Source organism: Pyxidicoccus sp. M15, assembly GCF_056858435.1.
On record NZ_CM166495.1, the window covers coordinates 4316926 to 4341332 of the forward strand.

A 24407-nucleotide genomic window follows, 5' to 3' on the forward strand; every position below is an offset into this window, starting at 1 on the left:
GCAACCTTAAATGATGCGCCGGGGCTCAGCCCACGGCGAGGGCGCGGGGGACGGTGGGCTCGAGCGCGGCCGCGAGGCGGAGCGCGGCGTCGCCGACCTCGGGCCTCCAGGCGATGCGCCAGGGCCTGCGCAGCGGTCCGGAGGTGAGCCGCTTCGCGACCAGGTCTCCCTTGCCGAGGTGGGGGGCGGCAATCCACTCGGAGAGCACCGCGACGCCCAGGCCCGCGCGGGCCACGTCGAGGATGGCCTCCGTGAGCGGCAGCCGCTCGAAGCGAAGTCTCGGCCGCTCGCGGCCGAACGCGCGGGTCATGAACCAGTGCACCTCCTCGGGGGGCGTCTGCCCCGTCAGCAGGGTGCTCTCGCGCAGGTCGTCCCGCGTGAGCGTCTTGCGCGCCGCCAGTGGGTGCGTCGCCGACATGACGAAGATGACCTCGTCCGAGAAGGCCTGCCGCACCTCGAGCCCGGTGCGCGGCAGGGTGGCGGAGGTGATGAGCGCGACGTCGATGTCTCCCGCCACGAGCGCGGAGACCGGGGCCTGCGTGTGCTCCACCGCCAGGGCGAGCTGGAGCCCTGGGAGGCTCTGGCGCAGCTTCACGAGCGCGGAAGGCAGCCAGTGGTAGGCGGTGTAGCACTCGCAGACGATGCGAAGGCGGACGGGAGGGGCCACCGGCGTGCGCACGCGGTGCTCCAGGTCCCCCCACTCGACGAGGAGGCGCTTCGCGCCGGAGACGAGCTGCTCTCCCGCCGAGGTGAGCACGAGCCCGCGAGGCGTGCGGTCGAAGAGCCGTACCCCGAGCTTGTCCTCCGCCGACAGGAGCGCGCGGCTCACCGCGGGCTGCGTGAGGTGCAGCACGGTGGCCGCCTGCGCGGTGGTGCCGGCGGACGCCAGGGCGAGAACGACGCGCAAGTCTCGGATGTCCAGGCGGGGGTTGGGGGGAGGGCCGATGTCATCCATGCATCGAGCCTATGCCAACTATGCGTTGGATGCATCGACTCGAAATGCGCACTGTTGCGTCCGTTCCCACGCGGGGAACGAGTCCCAACCCTTCGGAGTCACTCTCATGCAGCTCTACTTCTCACCCCTGGCCTGCTCGCTGGCGACCCGCATCTCCTTCTACGACGCCGGCGCGGAGGCGACGTACATCGAGGTCGACCCGAAGACGAAGCGCACGTCCGAGGGAGGAGACTTCCGTGAGGTCCACCCGCTCGGCCTCGTGCCGACGCTCCGCACCGCTGACGGCGACCTCCTCACGGAGAACGCCGCCATCCTGCAGCACGTGGCCGAGGTCTTCCCCCGGGCGAACCTCGCCCCGACGGACAGCAGGGGCCGCGCGCGGCTGCGGCAGTGGCTGTGCTTCATCGGGACCGAGCTGCACAAGGCCCTCTTCGCGCCGCTCCTCGACGAGAAGGCCCCCCAGGCCGCGAAGGCCTACGCGCTGGAGAAGGGGGCCTCGCGCCTCGCCTACCTGGAGAAGCACCTGACGGGGCGCGAGTTCCTCTTGGACGGCTTCAGCGTCGCCGACGCGTACCTGTTCGCGGTGCTGAACTGGTGCGTGGTGACGCCCATCGACCTGACGAAGTACCCCGCCATCAGCGCCTACGTCACGCGCCTGCGTGAGCGGCCGAGCATCGCGAAGGCCTTCGCGGAGGAGGCGAAGCTCTACGCGGAGGAGCTGAAGCGGCACAAGGCCAGCGCGTGAGCGTGGGGCCTCGTCACCGGGCGGCGGAGGCGGGCGAGCTCCGGGCCGCCAGCCACTGCTCGATGGCGTCGAGCTCCCGGGGGCGTCCTCGGGGGAGGCCCCGGTAGTAGTCCCCCGCGGCGCCCGCGAGCCGCCGCGCCCGCTCCAGCTCTCGGGGCTCGCTCGCGAGCGCCCTGGCGAGCGCGAAGCGGGCATCCGCCAGGTTGGCCCCCGCCGTCTCGGGCGGCTCCCGCTCGAAGATGGCCACCGCGCGCTCCAGGGGCGCGCGGGCCCTTCGCGGCGCGCCCATTCCCACGAAGTCGACGCCCAGCCCCAGCAGGTCGATGGCCACCTGGATGCTGCCGGGCCCCAGCGCCTGCTCGCGGATGGCCCGGGCGCGCTCGTGGTGCTCCGCCGCCTCCGGGTAGCGCCCCAGCTTCGCGAGCGCGCGTCCCATGCCGGACAGGGACGAGGCGACCTTCGTGTCCTTCGGGCCCAGCTGTTTCTCCCGGATGCGGGCCGCGCGCTCGAAGGACTGGAGCGACTCCTCCGCGCGCCCCAGCTCGAGCAGGAAGCCGCCGAGGTTGTGGAAGGTGCTCGCCGTCGTCAGGTGCTCCTCGCCGAGGACGCGCTGGAAGATGACCAGGGCGCGCTGGCCGTGCTCCAGCGCGCCCGCAGCGTCTCCCGCCTGCACCCGGTGCACGGCGATGGAGTCGAGGACGACGGCGAGGTTGGGGTGCTCCGGGCCATACGTCCGGGCGTAGATGGACTCCGCCTCCAGCAGGAAGGGCAGGCCCTCCTCATGGCGTCCGAGCAGCCCGAGCGTCTGGCCCACGCCGAGCAGCGCCGTGGCGAGCTCCGGCTCCTCCGCCGTGAAGGTCTTCCGCGCCATCGCGAGCGCGCGGTGGCTCTCCTCCAGGGCCTCGACCAGCCGGCCCCGCGCGCGGTGGAGGCTGACGAGGTTGCGCGAGAGCATCGCTTCGATGCGCGCGTCGCCTCCCAGGCGCTTGAGCGCCGCCGCCGCGTGGCGAGGCGTCTCCTCGTCCGGGTCCAGGTCCGTGCCCACGAAGCTGAGCAGGCGCACCAGCGCGGCCCAGGACTCCGCCGCCTGCCGGTCATGCCGGCTGGACTCCGCGGCCTGGATGGCCCGGTGCAGCGTCCGGATGGCGTCGCGGTACTTCCTCGCCTGGCCCTGCACCTCCGCGAGCAGGTCGAGGACCTCGGCCTCCAGCGGGCCATGGCCCACCTCGTGCGCCTCCCACGCCACCGTGCTCGCGAGCTCCAGCGCGGGCATCACCTGTCCGGCGTTGAGCTTCGCCCTCACCGCCGCGCGCCCGGTGCGGATGCCCTCCATCCGGCGCAGCGTGGGTTCATCCTGGGGCGGAGGCTCCGGCGAGGCGAGCGTCGCGAGGTCCGCGCACGGGCCCAGGCTCTCCAGGCCATGGACCGCGCGCGCCGCGTTCTGGATGACCTGGGCATCCGCGCCCGCCAGCGTGTCCACGACGGCCGACAGGTCCTTGAGGCGCTGGTCCAGGCAGATGACGCGCCTGTCCAGCAGCCGCTCCGGCTGGAGTCCCGTCACCCGCGTGGCGACACAGGCCTCGTGGCTCGCGGCCACCCAGTCGCGCGAGTAGCCATCCAGCGTGCGCTCCACCTCGTGCCAGGCGCTCGGCGCGAAGGGGAGGGGACTCGCCGCGAAGACGGTCCGCACGGCGCTCTTCCGGGGCGCATCCCACACGCCGGTGAGGGCCCGCGCACTGCCTTCGCACGGGTCCCCCGACGTGGAGCGATGGAGCGCCGCGCCCCCGGCGACGAGGAGCAGCCCCGCGGCCGCGGCGATGCCCACCCGGCGCCACGTCGCGCCCGGCGCGCGGCCCAGTTGCCGGAGCAGCGCGTCCATGGAGGCGTGGCGCTGCTCCGGCGAGGTCGCGAGTCCCTGGAGCAGGGCCCTGTGCACCCAGGCCGGCACGCCCGCCTCGCGCGTGGAGCGCAGGCCGCTCGCGACGTCGGACGCGGAGGGGCGCCTGCCATACAGCGCTTCATGCAGCGCGACGCAGTAGCTGTACTGGTCGCTGCGGGCATCGGGTGTCGCCCCGCGCGTCTGCTCGGGCGCCATGTAGGCCGGCGTGCCCAGCAGCAGGTCCGAGCGCGTGAGAGCGCCGGTTCGAAGACCGCTCGGACGCGGCTCGGACGCGGGCTCCTGGGCGTCCTCGAGTCCCTGGACGATGCGCGCGAGGCCGAAGTCGGTGATGCGGACGCGGCCGTCCCGGCCCACCAGGACGTTGTCGGGCTTGAAGTCGCGGTGGACGAGCCCCTGCGCGTGCGCCGCGGCCAGCCCGCGCCCCGCCTGGAGGAACAGCTCCAGCAGCGCGCGCCAGTCCCGCGTGTCCTCCCCGCGGCGCATGTGCTCGCGAAGCGTGGTGCCATCCACGAGCTCCATGGCGAGGAACACGTGCTCCCCGAAGCGGCCCACGTCGTGAATCGTAATCACGTTGGGGTGGACGACGCGGGCGGTGGCCTGGGCCTCCCGCAACAGCCGCGCCTGGGCCTCTTCCTGCCGGGCAGGGCGGACCGCATCGATGCGAATGAGCTTCAGTGCGACCCGGCGGTCCAGCTCGGGGTCATACGCCGCGTGGACGACGCCCATCCCTCCCGCGCCAAGCCGCTCGAGCACCACGTAGCGCCCCAGCAGGGCCCCCCGCTGGAGCCATGGGCGCACTGGAGGTGAAGGGTCTTCGGCCTCCCCGGCGCCGGAGCTGTGCGCGTCCTCGTCGTCCTGGGCCCGCGCGGCTTCGGCGAGGAGCGCTCGACAGACGGCGCAGGAATCCAGATGCTGCTCCACGGCCACGGTCTCCCCGGCGCCCAGCTCGCCCCGTGCGAAGGCGAAGAGTTGTGGGGTGTCGAGGCAGTCCATGACAAGGGAACGATAGCCGACGCGGGTGGTCATGACGATGAACGACACGGACCCTCAGGAAGACCTGGCGCTCGCCCGAGCGTGTGCTCGGGGCGACGCGGCGGCGCTCGCCACGTTCGAGTCACGCTTCATTCCTCCACTCAAGAAGTCCCTGCTGCTGCGGGGCCTGGACGTCACCACCGCGGACGAAGCCCTCCAGCTCCTCCGGGTGAAGCTCTTCGTTCCCGAGGGAGAGCGGCTGCCCCGGATTCTGGACTACGCCGGGGAGGGCACGCTGCTGGCGTGGCTGCGCGTGGCGGCCCTGCGCACCGCGCTCAACATGCTGCGCGAGCGGAAGGGGACAGTCGGCCTGGACGACTCCCCATTGGAAGAGGTCGCCGCGCCCATCGACGAGGCGGACCGGCGCTACATCAAGGACCGCTACCGGAAGGACTTCACCGAGGTGTTCCAGGAGGCGCTCGAGGCGCTGCCGCCGCGAGACAGGACGCTGCTGCGGCTGCACCTGGTGGAGGGACTGGGGACGGCGCAGATTGCCCGCGCTTACCGTGTCGACCGCTCCACCGTGAAGCGCTGGCTCGCGCACTCACGTGAGTGGTTGCGCAACGAGGTCCGCGTCCGGCTCGCGGCCCGCATCGGCGTGGACACGCCCGCGCTCGGCAGCCTGCTGCGCGAGCTCCAGAGCCAGCTCGACCTGAGCATCCGCACCGCCATGAAAGACCCGACACCGTTCTGAGTGACGGCGTCCGGCGCGGCGGAAGCACACGGATATCAAGGGCTTATGTCGTGGTGCGCGAGCCTCCGACGATTCGCGTGCGCCACTTGGCGTGGGTGTGTGTCCTGGAAATGAGGCAGCCCTCTTTTCCGGAGCCCCCGCCATGCGACCCATTGGAGACGCCCCCAGGATTCCCATCAAGAAGGCCGAGCCGAAGCCGCCCGCGCCGAAGAAGAAGGAACCGAAGAAGGACGTCATCGACCGCGTGGCGGAGAAGAACGACGGCAACGGCCTGCGCGCCAACGGCGTGAAGAGCGTGGCCGACCTCGGGATGATTGCGAAGGGCGGCCGCGACGTACGGACCGAGAAGCTCCAGTTCGGCCCGTGGGACATCTCGAAGAATGCGCACCGGACCGTCACCGCGCGCAACAGTCCCTTCACGCGGACCGCCTCGGGCCTGGGTGGGACGCTCGGCGTCGCGCAGCTCCCGTTCGCCGGGGCGTCGATGGTCAGCGACATCCGCGCGGGCTTCCGGCAGGGCTGGAACCGCGAGCGCGCCGAGAAGGCGCTGGGGTCTACGGCGAGCTTCGCGTCCGTGGGCCTCAACACCGTGAAGGGCTTCACGGAGCTGCGCGACGCCCGGCGGAACGTGAAGGCCGTGACGAAGGGCTTCCGCGATGCCATCGACGGGCAGGCGGCCCGGCCGGGGCGGCTGCACCCGAACCCGGACACCGCCGCTCACTACCGCCACGACATCCAGCGCAAAGCGGGCGCCACCGCGAAGCAGATGGCCCAGAAGTACCTGCGGGCGGGCGGTGACGTGTCGGTGAGGGACCTGAAGCACGTCGCCGACACGCAGATGAAGAAGGCCGTCGGCAACGGCGCGTCCAAGGCGATGGCCTCCCAGGGCCTGAACGCCGCGAAGGTCGCGGGCAAGGCGGGTGGCCGCTTCGTCCCCGGGCTCAACGTGGCCATCGCCGCGGCGGACGGTGCAGCGTTCTACTCGACGCTGAGAGACCCGAAGGCGTCGGTGGGCAAGAAGGTCACCGCGGGCATCACCGCGGCCGGCTCGGCGCTGGCGGCGACGAACATCCCCATCGTCTCGCAGGTGGGCGGCGCGGTCTCCACCGTGTCGAGCATCGTGGGCGCCGTGGGCCCGGAGAAGATTGGCAATGCGGTGAAGGACGGCGCGAAGAAGGCGCTCGGCAAGCTCAAGTTCTGGTGAGGTCCCATGTCGATGCAGCCTGGCTCCCCTGAGGGTGGAGCGGAGTCGTCCCTGGGAGAGCTCCAGGGGTTGCTGTTGTTGAAGCGCTCCGCGGGCGCGCTGGCGCTGGATGGCGCCAGCGCGGTCCGGCTTCCTTCCGTGCAGGCGCCTTCACTGGAGGGGCTCTCGGTGGTCGTGCCCGCGCGGACGCCTGTCACGGAGGAGGACATCCTGGAGCGCTTCGATGCGCTGTGCCGCGAAAAGGCGCCACGCCGGGAGCGCGCGCCCGGGGACGAGGTGGCGGCGGGAGACGAGGTGCTGCTGGACGTCGTGGGCTATGCCAACGGCAGGCTCATTCCGTTCTCGGTCCGCACGGACTGGTGGGCGGACGTGACGCCCGAGCCGCTGCTTCCCGGCTTCTTCGAGGCGATGGTCGGGGCGGTGGTGGGCCTGTCCCTCGGGGTGGAGCTCGTGCTTCCGGAGGACTATGCGGTCGCCTCCCTACGTGGGGCCACCGCGCGGTTCATCGTCGACATCCGCGCCGCGCGCGAGGTGACGCCGCTGGAGGCCGGGCCCGATGAGCTCCCGCGACTGTTGGACTCGGGCGACACGCTCGATGACGTCCTGAGGAACCTCGCGGAGGCGTTGGTGGAGGAACGCGAGGTGGCGGCGCGGCGGGAGCTCCAGGAGCGGGTGCTCGATGCGCTGGTGGAGCGGACGGAGGTGGAGGTGCCCCAGGGCCTCATCGATGAGGAGATTCGACACCGGTGGGCCGTGGTGGAGTGCCCGGTGCTCGTCGAGAAGGACTTCAACTCGGACGAGCTGGCGGAGGCGTGGGAGGGGTGGAGGACGGATGCCGCCACGCGACTCGATGCAGAGTGGCGACTGAAGGCGGCGCTGGCGCTCCAGGCCATTGCCGCGCGGGATGGAGTGCGGCCGGCGTACGAGGATGCGGAGGCGCTCCACGACGCCATCACGGGAATCGCGGGGGCTCACTCCGATGAACTGGGGAGGCTGTTCGACTCCAGCCCGGCCGTGCTTCAGCGGTTCGAGAACCTCGTCATGCATGCCGCGGCGCTGGACCATGTGCTGTCGAAGGTGGAGCCCACATTCGAGTGAACTGCCACTGCGCGGCTATGGAGTTTCAGCGGGGAACATGGGACTTGAGACGGGCGGGCGGCGGGGAGGAAATGCGGGCATGTAACACCCGCCTTTGTATACGTAGTCCCCGTCGACGCAGTCTTTCTCGTCCACTGCTAGCTTCTTCCAACACCCGCCATTGATGAGAGCGTAGGACCTATGGGGACATCGCCCCGTACCATCCGGTCGGGTCTGCCCCGGAAGCGGTCTCGGTGGAAGGTCGACTGCGATGGTCAACCCCGCGGATGGTGCCTGCCCCGGGGACAACTGCATTTCTCCCCATTGGAACAATGTCGCGACCGCGAGACTCGAAACGCAGGATCGGTGCCACGAGCTGAGCATGTCGCGGCGTCTGCTATCGGGCTTCATGCTGCTCCGCAGGATTTGAGGTAGCGGGACGAGAGGGTGGAAACACGGGAAGATAGCAGTTGCCCTTGTACACGTAGCCCTCCTTGTCGCACTCCTTTGGGTCCGCAGCCAGCTTCGCCCAGCATCCACCATTGATGGGAACTTGGAGCTTGCTGGAGCAACGGCCATTGGCATCCGGTCGGCTTTGCCCTGGGAATGGTTTGGGCGGCACGTCCAGGGCGATGGGGGACCACGCGGACGGTGCCTGAACGGAAGAAACGGGCGCCGTCAGCGCTGAGTCCCCCACGGCCACTGTGCCAGCATCAAGTGTCTCCGTAACCGCAGCTGCCTGTACCTCGGTTCGCACCAATTCTCGCCATGGGTTCAGCGTCCACCCGAAACCCAGCGCCATCGGCCCACCCAGACTCGCCACCGCGAGCCAGGACCACCCTCTCCTTCGAAGTGGATGAGGCTCGACGTGATGAGGGGGCCAGGTATCAGAGGGCCGAGGCTCGTCCCCGGTGAAGAGAGGCACATCCGCATCAGGCCCCGCTGCTCGGGCCGCCTGCTCCAGCGCTTCGGCCAGTTCGCGAGCGCTTCCTCGCGTCTCCGGACGCGGCGCGAGCATCCGGGCAACGAGTGAGTCCAGCACCCGAGAACAACGGACGTTGCTCGCCTGTGGGGACCGCGAATCGAAGTCGTCCTGACGCTCGCGTTGCAACGACTCGTCTTCCGGGTGCGTGGGTGGGTAGCGCTGGGCAATCAACCGGTAGGCGGTGACTCCCAGCGCGAAGACATCATCCGTGGCGGTGGGCGCGTAGGGTGTTGTCCAGGTCTTCCTGTCGCCGCGGAGCACGGACCGCCACGCCTCGGGTGAGCGGTAGGCTGGCGTCCCTGGAGGGAACGGCTGAGAGGTCAGCGTCGCGGCCCCCAGGTGGTGCCCGGAGCCGAAGTCCGTCAGGAAGGCGTGCCCATCCGCATGCCGTACCAGCACGTTGCTTCCCTTCACGTCCCGGTGGATTCCGCCCACCGCATGGGTGGCCTCCAGCGCTCGCGCGAGCCGGGCCAGGAGCAGGAGTACCTGACGGGAGGTGGGCCGCTGCTTCCGCGCCCACTCATACAGCGGCATGCCCTCCACGAACTCCATCGTGAGCCAGGGGTAGGGCGGGCCCCCCGGGGGCTGCCACTGACCGTGGTCCCTGAGCGCGGGCACGGCCGGATGCCGGACGCGGGAGAGAAGCTCCACCTCGCGAGCGAACCGTGCATCCGCGGGGTACAGCGCCAGCTTGAGGGCCACGACGCCCTCCGCCGTGTCCACACCCTTGGCGCGGTAGACGGCGCCGTAGGTGCCCCGGCCACGTTGCTCCAATACTCGCCACGGTCCGACCTGCGTCCCAGGGGGCAGGTATGCCGGGTTCAGGGTGCCCATCTCCATGAATGACCTCGCGGGGAGGGGCGCTCCCTCCGCTCACCCCGGGAGACTACTCGCGGAGTAGGGCGGTTGATTAGCAATCTCCCAGGTGGACGTGGGAGCTACAATGGCCGGCGCTCCACCCGCTTCGTCCATCAGCCGTCAACTCGCCTGGCTCAGGAGGATTCACGTCCTCGAACGAGGGGACGGGGCCGCTACGGTGTGGAGCTTCACGTGCCCTTGCGAGGGCGCGAGAGGAGCGGAGATGCCGCTATGGCTTCAGGCCGGTCTCTGGGGACTGCTCGCGGGGAGCGCGCTGCTGATGGGCGCGGGCGTGGGCTATGCCTGCCGTCTTCCGGTGCGCCTCATCGCTGGAATCATGGCCTTCGGCGCGGGCGTGCTCATCTCTGCGCTCTCCTTCGACTTGATGGATGAGGCCTTCCACCAGGGAGGCGTCGTGCCCACGGCCCTGGGCTTCATCTCCGGCGCCGCGGTCTACAGCGTGGCCAATCTCGCGATAGCGAACCGAGGGGCCAGGCATCGCAAGCGCTCCGGCCAGCAGCCCTCCGAGTCCGACGCGGAAGGGAGTGGCACGGCCATCGCCGTGGGCGCGCTCCTCGATGGCATCCCCGAGTCCATCGTCATCGGCGTCAGCCTCATCGCGGGTGGCGCGGTGAGCACGGTGGCCGTCGCCGCCGTCTTCCTCTCCAACGTGCCCGAGGGGCTCTCCTCCGCGGCGGGAATGAAGCGGGCAGGACGTTCGAAGGGGTACATCTTCGGAGTGTGGGGCAGCATCGCGCTCATCTCCGGGCTCGCGTCCCTCGTCGGCTACGTTGTCTTCCGAGACTTGTCGCCAGCAGTCGTGGCGGGAACCACGGCGGTCGCCGCCGGCGCCATCCTCGCGATGCTGGCGGACACGATGATTCCCGAGGCCACGGAGGGCACCCACAACCTGACGGGACTCATCACGGTCCTCGGCTTCCTCGCCGCGTTCGTGCTCAGCAAGCTCGGGCGTTGAAGCCGGGCCCTTGGCGCTCTACTCATTCAGCCAGAAGAACGAATTCCCACTGCTGAGCGCTCGCTCCAGGAACTCGCCGAACGATACGGCAATCTGGTGGACTTCGAGCGGGTACGTCTCATGGTAGGCGTCCAACAGCGGGTACCTCCCCTGCTGCTGCCGCGACACATCGACGAGCACGTAGTCCGAGTCCTGAAGGTACAGCAGCGTGTACCAGGACGCGGGGCCCTTCGAGTCGTCGTCCACGCCTCGCAGCTCAACGCGGGCACGTTGGATCTCAGCGAGCGACAGGATGCGGTAGTCCGCTTCCGGCCGCGGGCGGAAGAGCGTGCCTCCATCACAATGCAGATAAAACGCACGAAGATCGGGGTCGAGCTGCCAACCCACTCGTGTCTCGAACGCCGCAACTTGCGCGGGCGTCGCTGGCGCGTTCGGAAAGTGAGAACGCGATATTTCCGCCAGCAGGTTCTCCATTCTCATGCTCAGTCCACGTACGGCCTGTCGAACCCGACGGTCGTCCATCGTGCATCCCCCGCGTAGCATGCTGGGTAGGCGTCGTTGATGGCCTTGTGCACTTCAGAAGGAACCGGAAGGACGTTGCCGGGAGCTGTTGGGTCGCCACCGTGCCACAAATCAAAAATGTGGTGACCTGGCCAGTGGTCCCCTCCGCTCTTCGGCCATGCTCCGAACTCGCGGGCCCAGTCGTTGCGGAAGCCTTCTCGAGCGTTCTTCCACGTGAGCCGTCGCGCCTGTGTGTCACTGACAGTGGGGTAGTCACAACAGCAGTGTGTGATGGCCAGCCTTCCGCCGGCCTCCGCCGGCAGGAATGCGAAGCGCCCCTGCCAGTCGCCCTTCACGTCGGCCAGCCAGATGCACCCCTTCAGCGTGTGCCCTTCGGACGCGCAGCGCCGTTGGCACCGATTCATGTACTCGGCATTACACTGCCACGGCCCGTAGTAGATGACCGTCTTGACGGTGCCACCTCCGGGGCCCGGCATGGTGGGACCGACCCACTTCGCCGCTGCAGGTTTCCCGCTGCTGCTCACCGTGGCCGAGCCACAACCAGCGCCGACCACAGTCAGCACTGTCAGGATTGTGCACGTCAGCTTCGACATGTATGCCAGGATATCAAGTAATTCATGTAAATCGATTACCGAAATGGAGGGCTTCGCCACGCAGGAGCGCGCCGCGAGCTTCTACTCACGAAACGCCTGTCTCCGACCTCACCCCGCGTCCTCCTTCGCCCGTGCACGCACCTCCGCCGCGAACAGCTCCGCCGCGGGCGGGCGGGGCGCGCCCTTGCGCCACAGGAGCGCCGCCAGCTCGGAGCGCGGCGCCGGAGACAGCCGCTTCACCACCAGGCGCTCGGCGTCCGAGAGCCGTGGCTCGGGAAGCACCGTGACGGCCAACCCCGCGCGGACGATGGCGAGCACCGTGGCCACCGCGTTCGATTCCAGCGCCACCCGGGGCGCGAGCCGCATCGCCGCGAAATACGCGTCCACCCGGGAGCGCACCCGCAGCCCGTGTGACAGCAGTGCGAACGGCTCCTCCACGAGCAGCTTCACTCCCACGGACTCCACACCCGCCAGCGCGTGCCCCCTCGCGACGACGAGCGCGAGCCGGCTGTCGAAGACGGGCTCCGCATCCAGGTCGGACAGGCGCGCGGGCGCATAACCCAGCCCCACGTCCAGCTTGCCGTCCGCGAGCTTTCGCTCCAGCCGCCGCACCACCGCCTCCTCCGCGCTCAGCGCCAGCCCCGGGTGTCTGCGCAGCACCGCGGCCAGCGCGGGCACCACGATGCCGCGCATGCTCGGCGGGTAGCCCACCCGAAGTGCCCCCGTGGTGAGCCCCCTCAGCGCCCCCACCGCGGACAGGCCCGCATTCACGTCCTCCAGCGCGCGGGACGCGTAGGTGCGGAACAACTCCCCTGCCTGTGTCAGCCGCACCCCGGCGCGCGCCCTCTCGAAGAGCGGCGTGCCCAGCTCCTCCTCCAGCTGGCGAATCTGCTGCGACAGCGTGGGCTGCGAGACGTGCACCCGCCGCGCGGCGCGCCCGAAGTGCAGCGTGTCCGCGACGGCGGAGAAGTAGCGGAGGTGGCGGAGCTCCATGGCTCCATCATAGATGCCATCTATCGGGACGATGAGAACAAACGAATGTACGAATCGATGCCCACGGGTACATCTTCCTCGTCACGAAGGAGAGGCACCCGATGAAGGCATCAGACCTGTTCGTCAAAGCGCTCGAAGCCGAGGGCGTGCGCTGCATCTACGGACTGCCCGGCGAGGAGAACCTGGACCTGCTCGAGTCCATGCGTGCCGCGGGCATGCGGCTCATCGTCACGCGCCATGAGCAGGCGGCCGGGTTCATGGCCGCCACGCAGGGCCGGCTCACCGGCCGGGCGGGCGTGTGCCTCGCGACGCTGGGCCCGGGCGCCACCAACCTCGTCACGGCGGCGGCGTACGCGCAGCTCGGCGCCATGCCCATGGTGATGCTCACCGGCCAGAAGCCCATCAAGGTCAGCAAGCAGGGCCACTTCCAGATTGTCGACGTCGTCGGGATGATGCGGCCGCTCACCAAGTCCACGCGCACACTCGTCTCGGCGGAGCACGTCCCCTCGGCCGTGCGCGAGGCCTTCCGCCGCGCCGAGGAGGAGCGCCCCGGCGCCACGCACCTGGAGCTGCCCGAGGACGTGGCCCGCGAGTCCACCGATGCCACGCCCCTGTCGCCCGGCGTGAGCCGCAGGCCCGTGGCCGATGAGGCTTCCATCGCCCAGGCGGTGGAGGCCATCGCCTCGGCCCGCCGCCCGCTGCTGATGATTGGCGCGGGGGCCAACCGCAAGCTCACCTCGGAGATGCTCCGCGTCTTCGTGGACCGCGTGGGCATGCCCTTCTTCAGCACGCAGATGGGCAAGGGCGTGGTGGATGAAACGCACCCGCTGTGGATGGGCACCGCCGCGCTGTCGGACGGCGACTTCGTCCACCGCGCCATCGAGGCGTCGGACTGCATCGTCAACGTGGGCCACGACGTCATCGAGAAGCCCCCGTTCGTCATGCGCGACGGCCGCCGCACCGTGGTGCACCTGAACTTCTCCTCCGCCGAGGTCGACCCCGTGTACTTCCCGCAGGTGCAGGTGACGGGAGACATCGCCAACGCGGTGTGGCGCATCGCGGAGGGCGTCGGCCCCCGCGCGCACTGGGACTTCACGCCCTTCGAGCGCGCCCGCGCCGGGCTCGACGCGCAGCTGCTGAGCGGCGCGGGGGATGACCGCTTCCCCATCTACCCCGCGCGGCTCGTCGCGGAGGTGCGGCGCGCCATGCCGGATGACGGCGTCGTGTGCCTGGACAACGGCATGTACAAGCTCTGGTTCGCCCGCTACTACCGCAGCCGCCGGCCCAACACGCTGCTGCTGGACAACGCGCTCGCGACCATGGGCGCGGGCCTGCCGTCCGCGATTGCCGCGAAGCTCGTCCACCCGCGGCGCAAGGTGCTCGCGGTCTGCGGCGACGGCGGGTTCATGATGAACTCGCAGGAGCTGGAGACGGCGGTGCGCCTGAAGCTCGACCTGACGGTGGTCGTGGTGCGTGACGACGGCTACGGGATGATTCGCTGGAAGCAGGGGGAGATGGGCCTGCCCGACTTCGGCATGGCCCTGGGCAACCCGGACTTCGTCCGCTACGCGGAGGCGTACGGCGCACGCGGACACCGCCCGGGGAGCGCCACGGAGTTCGGCGCCACGCTCGCCCGCTGCCTGGAGTCGGGCGGCGTGCACGTCATCGACCTGCCCATCGACTACTCGGACAACGCGCGGGCGCTCGGCGCCGGTGTCGAGAGCGCGGTGGAATCGTGAGCACGAGAGAGAAAGTGGGGAACACCATGCTGGCTGAACGCTACCCGTACTACCTGGCCAACAAGCCGCGGCAACCCAACGCGGAGCTGCCCGTCACCGACAAGTACTCGGGCGAAGTCGTCACGCGCGTGGCCGTCGCCGACGCGGCCGCCGTGGAAGAGGCCATCGCCGCCGCGGTGCGCGCCGCGGGGCCCATGCGGAAGCTGGCCCCGTACGCTCGGCAGGAGGTGCTGGAGCACTGCGTGCGCCGCTTCCAGGCGCGCTTCGAGGAGTTCGCGCTGGCGCTCTGCATCGAGGCGGGCAAGCCGCTGCGCGACGCGCGGGGAGAGGTGACGCGCCTCATCGAGACCTTCAAGGCGGCGGCGGAGGAGGCCGTGCGCGGCGGGGGGGACGTCCTGAACCTGGAGGTGTCGAAGCGCTCGGCGGGCTACCGGGGCTTCACGCAGCGCGTGCCCGTGGGGCCCGTCTCCTTCATCACCCCGTTCAACTTCCCGCTCAACCTCGTGGCGCACAAGGTGGCGCCCGCCATCGCCGCGGGCTGCCCCTTCGTGCTCAAGCCGTCGGACCGCACGCCCGTGAGCGCGCTGCTCATGGCGGAGGTGCTCGCGGAGACGGGCCTGCCCGAGGGCGCCTTCTCGGTGCTCCCGACGCGTCTGGAGGACGTGGGCCCGTTCATCGAGGATGACCGGCTGAAGCTGCTGTCGTTCACCGGCTCGGAGAAGGTGGGCTGGGACTTGAAGGCCCGCGCCGGCCGCAAGAAGGTGGTGCTGGAGCTGGGCGGCAACGCGGCCTGCGTGGTGGACCGCGACCAGGGCGGGCAGCTGGACTTCGTCGCGGACCGCATCGCGCATGGCGCCTTCTTCCAGGCGGGCCAGAGCTGCATCTCCGTGCAGCGCGTGCTCGTGCACGAGGAGCTGTATGTCGCCCTGCGGGAGCGGCTCGTCGCGCGGGCCAGGGCACTCCGGGCGGGCAACCCCCGCGACGAGGCCACCACGCTCGGACCGATGATTGACGAGCCCGCCGCGCGGCGGCTGGAGGGGTGGATTCAGCAGGCCGTGCAGCGGGGCGCCACGGTGCTGGCCGGAGGAGGGCGGCGCGGCGCGCTGCTCGAGGCCACCGTGCTGGAGGGCGTCCCCGCGGACGCGCCGCTGTGCGCGGAGGAGGCCTTCGGTCCCGTCGTGCTGCTCCAGCCGTTCCGCGACTTCGAGGAGGCGCTCCGCCTCGTGAACGACGGCCGCTACGGTCTGCAGGCGGGCATCTTCACGAAGGACCTCTCGCGGGCGATGCGGGCCTGGGACGAGCTGGAGGTGGGAGGCGTCGTCGTCGGTGACGTGCCGAGCTTCCGCGTCGACACCATGCCCTACGGCGGCGTGAAGGGCTCCGGGCTGGGACGCGAGGGCGTGAAGTACGCCATGGAGGACATGACGGAGCTGCGGCTGCTCGTCCTCCGCCAGGAGTGATGCCTCCCTGCTCCCCGTGAGGCTCCTCCCGGAGGCTCCCGGCGTCCTGGCCTTCCGCGCGGATTTTCGGGCGGTTCCTGGCTGCACCAGGACGCGGCTTGTCTAGGATGCACCGTCATGCTGCTTCAGCTCGGGATGCTGCTTCTTGGCGTGGTCCTGCTCTACTTCGGAGCGGAGTGGCTCGTGAACGGCTCCGCGGGCCTGGCGAGCGCCATGGGTGTGAGGCCGCTGGTGGTGGGGCTGACGGTGGTGGCCTACGGTACCTCGGCCCCGGAGCTCGTCGTGTCACTGCTGGCCTCGCTCGAGGGGCGGGGCGCCATTGCGCTGGGCAACGTCATCGGCTCCAACATCGCCAACATCGGACTCATCCTGGGCGTTACCGCGCTCATCTCTCCGCCCCGCGCGGAGCGCACCCTCGTGCGACGCGAGCTGCCCGTGCTCGTGGCCAGCGCGCTGATGGTCCCCCTGTTGCTGCTGGATGGCGTCATCTCCCGGTTGGAGGGAGTGTTCCTGCTGGCTGGCGCGGCGGGCTTCACGCTGCTCACGCTGCGCCTGGCCAGGCAGATTCCCGTTGAGGCACCGGAGCTGCGCCAGGAGATGCGTGCGGAGGTGCAGGCGGAGGCGGCGACGGGCTCGAAGGGGAAGCTGGTGGGGCTCTCGCTCGTGGGGCTCGTGGCCCTGGTAGCGGGTGGGAAGGTATTTGTCGATGGCGCGAGCGCCCTGGCCCTCTCGCTGGGCATGAGTGAGCGCGTGGTGGGGCTCACCATCGTCGCGATTGGAACCTCGTTACCGGAGCTGGCGGCGTCCGTGGTGGCGGCGCTCCGGGGCCATTCCTCCATCGCCATTGGCAACGTCATCGGTTCCAACATCTTCAACGTCCTGCTGATTCTGGGAGGCGCGGCGGTCGCCAGTCCCATCGAAGGCTCCCTCCGCGACCTCCGCCTGGACGTGGGCGTGCTTCTCGGCTTCTCCCTCGCGGCCATCGTGGTCATGCGCACCGCGCGGTTGGTCAGCCGCGTGGAGGGAGGCCTGCTGGCGGTCTGCTACGGAGCGTTTCTCGTGGTGCTCGCCTTCATGTAGTTCGAGGAAGATGCGCGCATGGGGTGGGTTGGAATCGCCTGGTCGCGTCGACGACACCTGGAGCGGAGAGGCGCGGCGCGGCTCCTGTCCCGCTTTGCTCGCGCGCTCTCCCGGCCGCGCACGGTGCTGCACGTGGGCCGGTCCGCGGAGAGCCGGGTCATCGTGACTCAGGACGGAGCGGGACGGCGCTACCTCCAGTTCGATTGGGACGGCCCGTACCAGAGCGTGGTGGGGCAGGGCTTCCCGTTGCGGCTGGAGTTGCCCTACACGCAGGCCGTGGTCGCGGGGCTGGCCTTCGTGGAGGCGCCGCGGCGCCTCCTGGTTGTCGGCGTGGGCGGCGGCGCGATTCCCATGTTCCTGCGCGCCGTGCTGCCTCGGGCCCACATCGACGCGGTGGAGAGCGACGCGGGGATGCTGGACGTGGCGCGGCGCTACTTCGGCTTCCGCGAGGACTCAGCGCTCCAGTCACACGTGGCCGACGGGCGGCGCTTCATCGAGACGCCCGGTCCTCCGTACGACGTCATCATCCTGGACGCCTACGGCCCGCGCGGCATCCCCGGGCCCCTGGCGACGCAGGAGTTCCTCCTGGCGACCCGGGCGCGGCTGGCTCCGGGCGGCGCGGTGGTGAGCAACGTCGTCCGCACCCCGAATCCGTTCTTCCACGCCATGGTCCGCACCTGGCATGCGAGCTTCGCGCAGCTCTACGCCTTCGACGTGGAGGAGACGGCCAACTGCATCCTCGTGGCGCTGGCGCACCCGGAGAAGCCGGGCCGGGGCACGCTCAAGGCCCGCGCGGAGCGGCTGACGCGCTCGCGGGGCATTCCCTTCAGCCTCCGGGCGCGAGTGGCCCACCGGCTCGACGAGGCGCCCGGGACTGCCGGGAGTGAACAGGCCATCCTCGAAGACCCTCCCGGCGAGGTTGCGCCCTGAGGGGCGCCGTGCGTGATTGTCCGTCGTGAGGACTCCCACCGACCACTTCCTCCCGCCGGAGCCCCAGGCCGCGGCGGCACCGCGCCGGGGGCGGGTGATTGTCATCGCCCCCACGCGGGCCGCCTGTGAAACCATCGAGCTGGCCCTGGGGCTGCGGCTGGAGACGTGGCTGGAGCGGCACCACGGCGCGCACGTGCGCGAGCTGGCGCGCTCCGGGAAGGGCTTCGGCATCGTCGCCGGCACGGGCACCGGGAAGACGCTGGCCATCCGGCCCATCGCCGAAGAGCTCGTCGGTGACGGGGGCCAGACGCCGCTGAAGGTCGGCGTGGTGAACCGCGAGCGCGAGGCGACGCCGGAGACGCCGGGCTGGAACGTGGTCATCGTGACGACGGGGATTGCGCGGCGCTGGTTCCAGCACGGCGACATCCAGCCCCAGGACACGCTCATCATCGACGAAATCCACCAGACGTCGGCGGAGCTGGAGCTGTGCCTCGCGTTGGGCAAGCACGTGGGCTGTCGCTTCATCTGGCTGTCGGCCACGGTGGACCCCGCCTTCTACGTGAGCTACCTGGACAGCTCCGAGGCCATCGAGGTCTCCGCCTACGACGCGACGAAGGCGGCCCGCGTCCGGGTGGAGCGCCGGGAGCCGCTCGGGTTCCTGGATGCGGCCTTCTTCCGGGAGGTGGAGGCGGGCCAGCGCGGCGTGGGCGTCTTCCTCCCCACGCGCGCGGCCGTGGAGCAGGTGGCCGCGCAAGTGCGCAGGAACTGGCCGCGCATCCACGCGGCGTACTACCACGGCGGGCAGCCCATCCGGGTCATCCGGTCCTTCCTGGAGGGGACGGAGCCCCGGCCCTACCTGCTCGCCATGACGGCGGCGGGGCAGAGCGCGCTCAACGTGCCGGGGCTCGACACCGTCGTCATCGACGACACGCGCTTCGCCAACATCGTCGCGCAGGGGCGCAACGTGCTCACGCGCGTCCACCTGGGCAACAACGAGCTCCTCCAGATGGCCGGCCGCGTCCACGGCCGCGTGGAGGGCGGGCGCGTCTTCATCCTGAGCGACCGCGACATCGACTTCTTCGCGCTCCGTCCCACGACGCCCGAGTTCCAGCTCGCGGGAGACTCGGAGCGCGTCGCGCTCACCGCCGCGGCCCTGGGCGTCCGGGCCGATGCGCTGGACCTTCCCGTGCCGCTGGACCGTGCCGCCTACGCGCAGGCGCTCCAGCGGTTGCAGGCGCGCAACATCGTGGATGCGCAGGGGCGGCTCACCGCGTACGGACGTGCGGTGGAGGCGCTCCCGGTGGAGCGCGCCTGGGCGGAGCTCATCGTCAACGCGGAGGACGCGCTGCTGCCCGTCCTCGCGGTGTGCAGCGCCATCGAGTCGCTGCACCGGATGACGCGCGAGGTGCGCGACCTGGACGGGGTGCTCATCCCGGGAAGCGACCACCTCACCGCGTACAACCTGTATGCCGAGGCATACCGGGAGGCGGGCTCCGTCGGTGAGGTGTACGGGCTGCCTCGCCACGTGTTCGATGCGGGGACGCTGGCGCGGTGGGCGGAGCGGCGCGGCGTGCTGGTCAAGGCCGTGGAGGACGCGGCGCTCGCCATGGCCAGCGTCTACCGGAGCGTGGGCGTGGAGCTGCCCGCTCGGATGCCGCTGGCGGGGGAGGACGTCCTCCTGCGCTTCATGGATTTGCTCGCGTGCTTCATGCCGTTCGACGTCGCCATCGACGAGCTGACGGCGGAGGGCGAGCCCGTGCGCATCTCGAAGACGAGCGTGTGCGGGAGCTTTGGCGCGGTGGCCGGCCCCATCCGCTATTTCGCGGACCGCTCCGGCACTCCCCATGCGTCCATTGAGGGAACGCAGGTTCCATTGGACCTGCTGCGCAGGTATGCGCGGCGCGGTGAGCCGGAGGTCGCCTACGACGCGAGGTACGGCTCGCTCGTGATGGAGCGGAGCCTGGAGCACTCCGGCTTCGAGCTGGACCGCGAGGTCGAGGTGCTGGATGCGTGGGGCCCGGAGCTGGCGGGACGTGCCCGGCATGCGCTCGCGGAAGGGCTGGCGAAGGGCGAGGCGCTCCACCCGGCCGTGCAGCGAAACCAGCCGCGCATCGAGGAGGTGCGCGAGGTGTGGCGGCGCTCGGGAGGGCAGACGCCGGGGCTCGAGGTTCCGGAGCTGACGGCGCGCTACGAGGCGCTGCTCGACGGCGTGGACTCGATGGCCGCATTCCTCGCGCGCCCGCTGGTGCTGGACGTGGAGTCGCTCGTGCCGCCCGACGTGCGCTCTCGGTTCATGGCGCTACCGGCGGGAGCCTTCGTGCGGGAGCAGGCGGTGCCGCTCGTCTACGACGTGGAGTTGGACGAGGAGGGCGTGCCCCACGGCGTGGTGTGGCTGGACCTGCCGGAGAAGCTGGCGCGGACCCTGGTGGAGGAGGAGCTTCCCCCGTTCGACAGGCCAGTGCGCTTTCGGGTGCGTCGGGGCCGCCGCGGCTTCGTTCTCGGCGACACCCTGTATGACCTGCAGGACCAGCTCGAGCTGCCCTGGACGCCCGACGAACTGGAACAGGCGGGCGAGGGTGGCCATGGGCGCACTCCGGGGCGTGCGCCCCGGCGGCGCGGGCGGTATTGAGGAGGCCTTTCTCGTCCCAGGCGGCTGGTGGGACTAGCTGCCTCCCTCCGTGAAGAGCCCCACGAAGGCGGCGAGCATCGCGAAGGTGAGCACGAGCCCCGCTCCGAGGATGAGCACCAGCGCGAGCATCACGCCCACCACCCACAGCGTGGAGGCACGGCGTGCCTTCTGGGGCGCAGCCAGGTGCTGCTCCAGCAGTCGCACGTTGCGCAGGTTCGCCTTGAAGGCCGCGTCGAACAGGTCCCCGAGGAAGGGCACGGACCCCACCAGCGCCTCGATGCCCACGTTGCCGAGCATCCGTCCCAGCACCGCGGGAGGCGCCCCCAGCCGCGCCGCCTGCATCACCACGTAGGCGGACATCACCGCCCCCGCCGCGTCTCCTGCTCCTGGAATCAGTCCGAGCACCGCGTCCCACCCCACCCGCATGTTGAAGGGCAGGGGAATGGAGGCGTCCAGCGTGTGCGACAGCCAGCGCAGTTGTTCGAGCGACTGTGCGTCTCGCGTGGAGAGGGCCGATGAGGGGACGGTCCGGGAGGTCGAAGCGGGCGGGGGCATCAGGAGGCCGAGTCTAGGGCTCCCTCGGGGCGGATGGGCAGGCCGGAAGTCGCGCGTCGGGGCCGGGCCTCAGCCCTCCTCCCCCAGCGCGCGCAGCTCGAGCCCGAAGGCCGCGTCGGCCAGCCGCGCCACGATGCGCGCCGTCTCCACGCCCTCGCCCTTGCGGTTGACCACCACGATGACCGCGTCGCCGCGGCCGGGCAGCCAGGTGAAGAGGCTGGAGAAGCCGTCCGCCGCGCCGTTCTTGCTGACGACGAGCGCGCCCTTGCGCCCACCCACGCGGCTCGCACTCCAGCCGAGCACCATGCCGCCGCCGCGCTTCTTCTCCGCCGGGTAGGGCGTGAGCATCTCCTCGCGCGTGGCCGCGTCGAGCGCGACGTTGCGCTCGAGGGCGGCGTGCAGCCGCACCAGGTCATCCAGCGTCGTGGAGAGAAACCCGGAGGGCACGCCGTAGGCGCCCTGGGGCTCGGGGAGCAGCTCCCGCCAGGTGCCCTTCTTCCGCTCGTGGCCGGTGGCGAGGTTGCGCGCGGTGGCCGGGTAGCCCGTATCCGCCATGCCCAGGGGGCTCCAGACGTCCTCGCGCATGAAGTTGACGAAGGGCCTGCCGCTGACCGACTCCACCAGCCTGCCGACCACCGCGTAGTTGAAATTGGTGTAGTCGGTGCGCGTGCCCGGAGCGAAGGCGAGCGGCACCCCTGCGTAGCCGGTGAGCGCCTCCTTCCAGGTGGCCGGCTGACCGACCTTGTCCCCGATGCCACTCGCATGCGCCAGGAGTTGGCGCACGGTGATGGCGCGCCACGCCGGAGGCAGCTCGGGCAGGTAGCGCGCGGCAGGCACGTCCAGGCCGAGCTGGCCGCGCTGCACGAGCGTCAGCGCTCCCACCGCGGCCAGCGCCTTGGAGAGCGAGCCGATGTGGAAGACGGTGCCTGGGTCCGGCCGCTCGCCGCCGCCCCGGCGCTTCTCGCCGTACCCCTTCTTCACGACGACGGTTCCTCCACGCACCACCGCGACGATGGCGCCGGGCAGCTCCTGCTGCCGCATCTCCTCGGTGAGGATGGCGTCCACGCGTCGCTCGAGCGCGCGGTCGAGCGCCACGGTGGGCTCGGCCCGCTGCGCGGCGCGCCCGGGTGCGGGGACGGCCGGCCGGGTCGGCGCCGGGGCGGCGTGCGGGTGCAGCGGAACGAAGACCAGCAGGGCCAACAGCGGGGCGATGAGGCGCACGGGGCAGGGCTCCGGTGAGAGGTGGGCGGAGAGCCTGATGTCAGGCGTGCAAGGTGACAAGGGGGCGGTGTCGGCTCTGGGCAACGGTCCAGGTCACCTCCGAATGAGGATGGTGGCGTTGCTGGCGAGCCGCTCGAGGGGCTCGCCACCTTCCTGGCGCCGCACCAACCTCTCCTCACGGGGCTCCGGCAGCTCCCCGGTGGCTCGAGACGGTGTGAGGCGGTGTGAATTCATTCGCCGGCGCTGCGTCCAGAGCCCTGTCAGGTCCGTGGGGCGGGAGGGGCGAGGGACACAGGGTGGGACCGGGAGCTCTTCACCTCAAGAGGCAGGCCTCTCATGAAGCTGGGTCGGTGGTGGTTGGGTACGCTCGTAGGAGCCCTCGTGGGTTGTGGTGACGCACCCCCTCCGGAAGAGCCCGGCGCTCCAGAAGAGGAGGTGCTCATCCCGGGCCGGCCGGACTTCGAGTTCGCCACCGTGAAGGGCCCCTCCGAGCTGTCTCCGAGAGCGACGGAGCCGCTGCAGGCGCTGCTCTGCAATCGGGGGGATACCGATGGCAGCACCGAGGTCTCCTTCTTCTTTTCCTACAACGACACCTTCGAGCCGCTCGACAAGCCGGTGGCCACGACCGAGCAGATCTTCGTACCCGCGGGGAGCTGCCAGGACGTGAGCAAGCGGGTGCCGAGGCCGGAGGTCCCGGATGCGAGCTATCATCTGGTCGCGGTCGCGGATGTGGACCTGCGGGTCAGCGAGGGCCGGGAGGGCAACAACTCTCGTGTGGGGGTGGGCAAATTCCGCGTGGACTTCCACGCACCGCCCCGGCCGGTGCTGAAGTGGGTGTCTGGCGGGTACTCCACGGGAGGCATGGCCCTGGAGGTCACCTCCGAGGTCAACGACTTCGTCTACGTCTACAGCGGAGAGTATTGCGAGGGCATGCCGGTGGCGGAGTCGCGCGTCGGCTCGGAGTCGTTCTGCTACATGCCGATTGACCTGTCGGGCACCCCTTCGAGCAGCTACTCGGTCGAGGTGGTCGACTTCGTCGGCAACGTGTCGGCGTGCAGCACCATCAGCGCCCCGAGCGGCTACGGCACGACGCCGCCCTGGGCCCGGTCATCACGAATGCAAGCTGAGGAGCGTCCCCCTCGGACAGGCTGGTAGGTGCCCGGCTACCCGGCCCGGAGGAGCGCCGCGAAGAGCTCTCGCGGGTCCAGGCTGGGAGGCAGTCCCGAGACGCCGCCGTCATTCACTTCGACGACGGCCCAGCCGCCGTCCTCCAGCATGGCGACGTCCAGGGTGAAGAAGCGCGCGTCGACGCGCCGGCCGAGCGGCTCGAAGGCGGTGAAGTCGGGCACCTCCACGTCGAAGTCATGGTACGGCTCGGCGGCCAGCAGGCGGCCCTGCCCGAAGAACAGCCGGAACTCCAGGTGCGCGGGGCCAGCGGGCGTCCGGCCGAAAGTCTTGAGCGGAAGGTAGCGGCGCACCACGAAGCCGCGCTCGAAGCGGTCCCCGCGCTCCTCGAGCAGGTTGGCGCAGGTGCGCTCGAAGTCCTCGCGCGTGGCGCCGGCCGGGACGAAGCAGGCCTCCGCCCAGCGCTCCTTCGCCGACTTCACGTGGTCCTTCACAATCCACGGGGCCGGCCCGAGCGACTGTGCGGCATGCCACGCCTCCGTCGCGTTCGTTCCCTCGGTCCACACGGAGCGCGCGGTATAGGGCGCGAGGCGCGGGTACCAGTTCGGCAGGTAGTGGGCCGCGGCGTACTGCTCCGGCGTCGTCATCAACTGGTGGCCCAGGTCGGAGACGGCCTCGTCGAGCGCGGTGTACTCCTCCTCGGTGAGCATCCACCCCCGGTAGAGCAACTGGAGCTCACCCCGCTCCGGCACGGCGGCCAGCGCGCGGGAGGCATTGCCGGACAGCAGGGCCCAGAGGTCGACCTGGTAGGTGTCGATGCCGAGCGCCTCGGCGGCCTCCGCCTCCACGTCGAACGTGTCGTGCTGGTGGGGATTGCGCCCGAAGAGGATGGCATGGGCGCGACGCGGGTTTCGGGAGGAGGACATCCACGAGCCTTTCGTCAGGGGTGGCGACAGCGGGCTCATCCGACGGCGCCGCGTGCATGACCTGACGCGACCTTCCCAGGCACACGGTGTGCGCCAGCGGGAAGGCCCTCGTGATTTCGCGTCCTCTTCCGCAAACAGACGGAGGCGCACGGTGGAAGCTGACGAAGCCGCCCATCCGGGCGCTTCCCGCGTCCCGGAGCCGCCGTGT

20 protein-coding genes are annotated in these 24407 nt (G+C 70.6%); 11 read left to right on the forward strand and 9 right to left on the reverse strand.

The features are described 5' to 3' along the window. Positions 1-25 precede the first annotated feature (25 nt). Entirely contained in the window at positions 26-955 is a 930-nt protein-coding gene (locus tag ACX9TP_RS16295) for a LysR family transcriptional regulator (protein WP_482980640.1), read from the reverse strand. Positions 956-1061: 106 nt separating this feature from the next. Here ACX9TP_RS16295 and ACX9TP_RS16300 point away from each other — a divergent pair, with 106 nt between their 5' ends. Continuing rightward, on the forward strand, positions 1062-1700 hold the full coding sequence (locus ACX9TP_RS16300; protein ID WP_482980641.1) for a glutathione binding-like protein: 639 nt from the start codon (positions 1062-1064) through the stop codon (positions 1698-1700). A gap of 13 nt (positions 1701-1713) precedes the next feature. On the opposite strand, the gene ACX9TP_RS16305 is transcribed toward ACX9TP_RS16300, so the two are convergent. Then, on the reverse strand, positions 1714-4641 hold the full coding sequence (locus tag ACX9TP_RS16305) for a tetratricopeptide repeat protein (protein ID WP_482980642.1): 2928 nt from the start codon (positions 4639-4641) through the stop codon (positions 1714-1716). Here ACX9TP_RS16305 and ACX9TP_RS16310 point away from each other — a divergent pair. The 3 genes from ACX9TP_RS16310 to ACX9TP_RS16320 all read left to right on the forward strand — a co-directional run bounded on the left by ACX9TP_RS16310 (position 4625) and on the right by ACX9TP_RS16320 (position 7628). Continuing rightward, the gene (locus ACX9TP_RS16310; RefSeq protein WP_482980643.1) at positions 4625-5326 is read left to right on the forward strand and encodes a sigma-70 family RNA polymerase sigma factor; all 702 of its coding nucleotides are present in this window, start codon (positions 4625-4627) and stop codon (positions 5324-5326) included. The genes ACX9TP_RS16305 and ACX9TP_RS16310 overlap by 17 nt on opposite strands. Before the next feature lie 142 nt (positions 5327-5468). After that, on the forward strand, positions 5469-6530 hold the full coding sequence (locus ACX9TP_RS16315; protein WP_482980644.1) for a hypothetical protein: 1062 nt from the start codon (positions 5469-5471) through the stop codon (positions 6528-6530). A gap of 6 nt (positions 6531-6536) precedes the next feature. Continuing rightward, positions 6537-7628 carry a trigger factor gene (locus tag ACX9TP_RS16320; RefSeq protein WP_482980645.1) on the forward strand — a complete coding sequence of 364 codons (1092 nt, stop codon included), beginning with the start codon at positions 6537-6539 and terminating at the stop codon, positions 7626-7628. Between the two features lie 376 nt (positions 7629-8004). Here the strand turns inward: ACX9TP_RS16320 and ACX9TP_RS16325 are convergent, their stop codons facing one another. Further along, positions 8005-9432, reverse strand: coding sequence for a serine/threonine protein kinase (locus ACX9TP_RS16325; protein ID WP_482980646.1), 1428 nt, complete (start codon positions 9430-9432; stop codon positions 8005-8007). 241 nt (positions 9433-9673) lie between these two features. Between ACX9TP_RS16325 and ACX9TP_RS16330 the strand changes: the two genes are divergently transcribed. Beyond that, on the forward strand, positions 9674-10426 hold the full coding sequence (locus ACX9TP_RS16330) for a ZIP family metal transporter (RefSeq protein ID WP_482980647.1): 753 nt from the start codon (positions 9674-9676) through the stop codon (positions 10424-10426). An 18-nt stretch (positions 10427-10444) separates the two neighbouring features. On the opposite strand, the gene ACX9TP_RS16335 is transcribed toward ACX9TP_RS16330, so the two are convergent. Genes ACX9TP_RS16335 through ACX9TP_RS16345 form a run of 3 tightly spaced genes read right to left on the reverse strand, consistent with a single transcriptional unit; the run spans position 10445 to position 12534 of the window. Further along, positions 10445-10900 carry an SMI1/KNR4 family protein gene (locus ACX9TP_RS16335; RefSeq protein WP_482980648.1) on the reverse strand — a complete coding sequence of 152 codons (456 nt, stop codon included), beginning with the start codon at positions 10898-10900 and terminating at the stop codon, positions 10445-10447. Positions 10901-10908: 8 nt separating this feature from the next. Beyond that, entirely contained in the window at positions 10909-11601 is a 693-nt protein-coding gene (locus tag ACX9TP_RS16340; protein WP_482980649.1) for a hypothetical protein, read from the reverse strand. A gap of 48 nt (positions 11602-11649) precedes the next feature. After that, the gene (locus tag ACX9TP_RS16345) at positions 11650-12534 is read right to left on the reverse strand and encodes a LysR substrate-binding domain-containing protein (protein WP_482980650.1); all 885 of its coding nucleotides are present in this window, start codon (positions 12532-12534) and stop codon (positions 11650-11652) included. Between the two features lie 101 nt (positions 12535-12635). Here ACX9TP_RS16345 and ACX9TP_RS16350 point away from each other — a divergent pair, with 101 nt between their 5' ends. The 5 genes from ACX9TP_RS16350 to ACX9TP_RS16370 all read left to right on the forward strand — a co-directional run bounded on the left by ACX9TP_RS16350 (position 12636) and on the right by ACX9TP_RS16370 (position 20372). Beyond that, the gene (locus ACX9TP_RS16350) at positions 12636-14273 is read left to right on the forward strand and encodes an acetolactate synthase large subunit (protein ID WP_482980651.1); all 1638 of its coding nucleotides are present in this window, start codon (positions 12636-12638) and stop codon (positions 14271-14273) included. Between the two features lie 26 nt (positions 14274-14299). Further along, on the forward strand, positions 14300-15733 hold the full coding sequence (locus ACX9TP_RS16355; RefSeq protein ID WP_482980652.1) for an aldehyde dehydrogenase family protein: 1434 nt from the start codon (positions 14300-14302) through the stop codon (positions 15731-15733). A gap of 117 nt (positions 15734-15850) precedes the next feature. After that, entirely contained in the window at positions 15851-16813 is a 963-nt protein-coding gene (locus ACX9TP_RS16360; RefSeq protein WP_482980653.1) for a calcium/sodium antiporter, read from the forward strand. A gap of 18 nt (positions 16814-16831) precedes the next feature. Continuing rightward, positions 16832-17743 (forward strand): spermidine synthase, encoded by a 912-nt coding sequence (locus ACX9TP_RS16365; RefSeq protein WP_482980654.1) that lies wholly within the window; start codon positions 16832-16834, stop codon positions 17741-17743. 25 nt (positions 17744-17768) lie between these two features. Then, positions 17769-20372 (forward strand): DEAD/DEAH box helicase family protein, encoded by a 2604-nt coding sequence (locus ACX9TP_RS16370; RefSeq protein ID WP_482980655.1) that lies wholly within the window; start codon positions 17769-17771, stop codon positions 20370-20372. 33 nt (positions 20373-20405) lie between these two features. Here the strand turns inward: ACX9TP_RS16370 and ACX9TP_RS16375 are convergent, their stop codons facing one another. Both ACX9TP_RS16375 and ACX9TP_RS16380 read right to left on the reverse strand, forming a co-directional pair. Then, positions 20406-20927, reverse strand: a complete 522-nt coding sequence (locus ACX9TP_RS16375) for a DUF4112 domain-containing protein (protein ID WP_482980656.1) — start codon at positions 20925-20927, stop codon at positions 20406-20408. A 69-nt stretch (positions 20928-20996) separates the two neighbouring features. Further along, positions 20997-22148: a serine hydrolase domain-containing protein gene (locus tag ACX9TP_RS16380; protein WP_482980657.1), complete on the reverse strand. Its 1152-nt coding sequence runs from the start codon at positions 22146-22148 to the stop codon at positions 20997-20999. 336 nt (positions 22149-22484) lie between these two features. On the opposite strand from ACX9TP_RS16380, the gene ACX9TP_RS16385 reads away from it, so the two are divergent. After that, a complete protein-coding gene (locus ACX9TP_RS16385) occupies positions 22485-23303 on the forward strand; it encodes a hypothetical protein (protein WP_482980658.1) in 819 nt (272 codons plus the stop codon). Between the two features lie 8 nt (positions 23304-23311). On the opposite strand, the gene ACX9TP_RS16390 is transcribed toward ACX9TP_RS16385, so the two are convergent. Then, entirely contained in the window at positions 23312-24199 is an 888-nt protein-coding gene (locus ACX9TP_RS16390) for an ATP-grasp domain-containing protein (protein WP_482980659.1), read from the reverse strand. Positions 24200-24407: the final 208 nt, after the last annotated feature.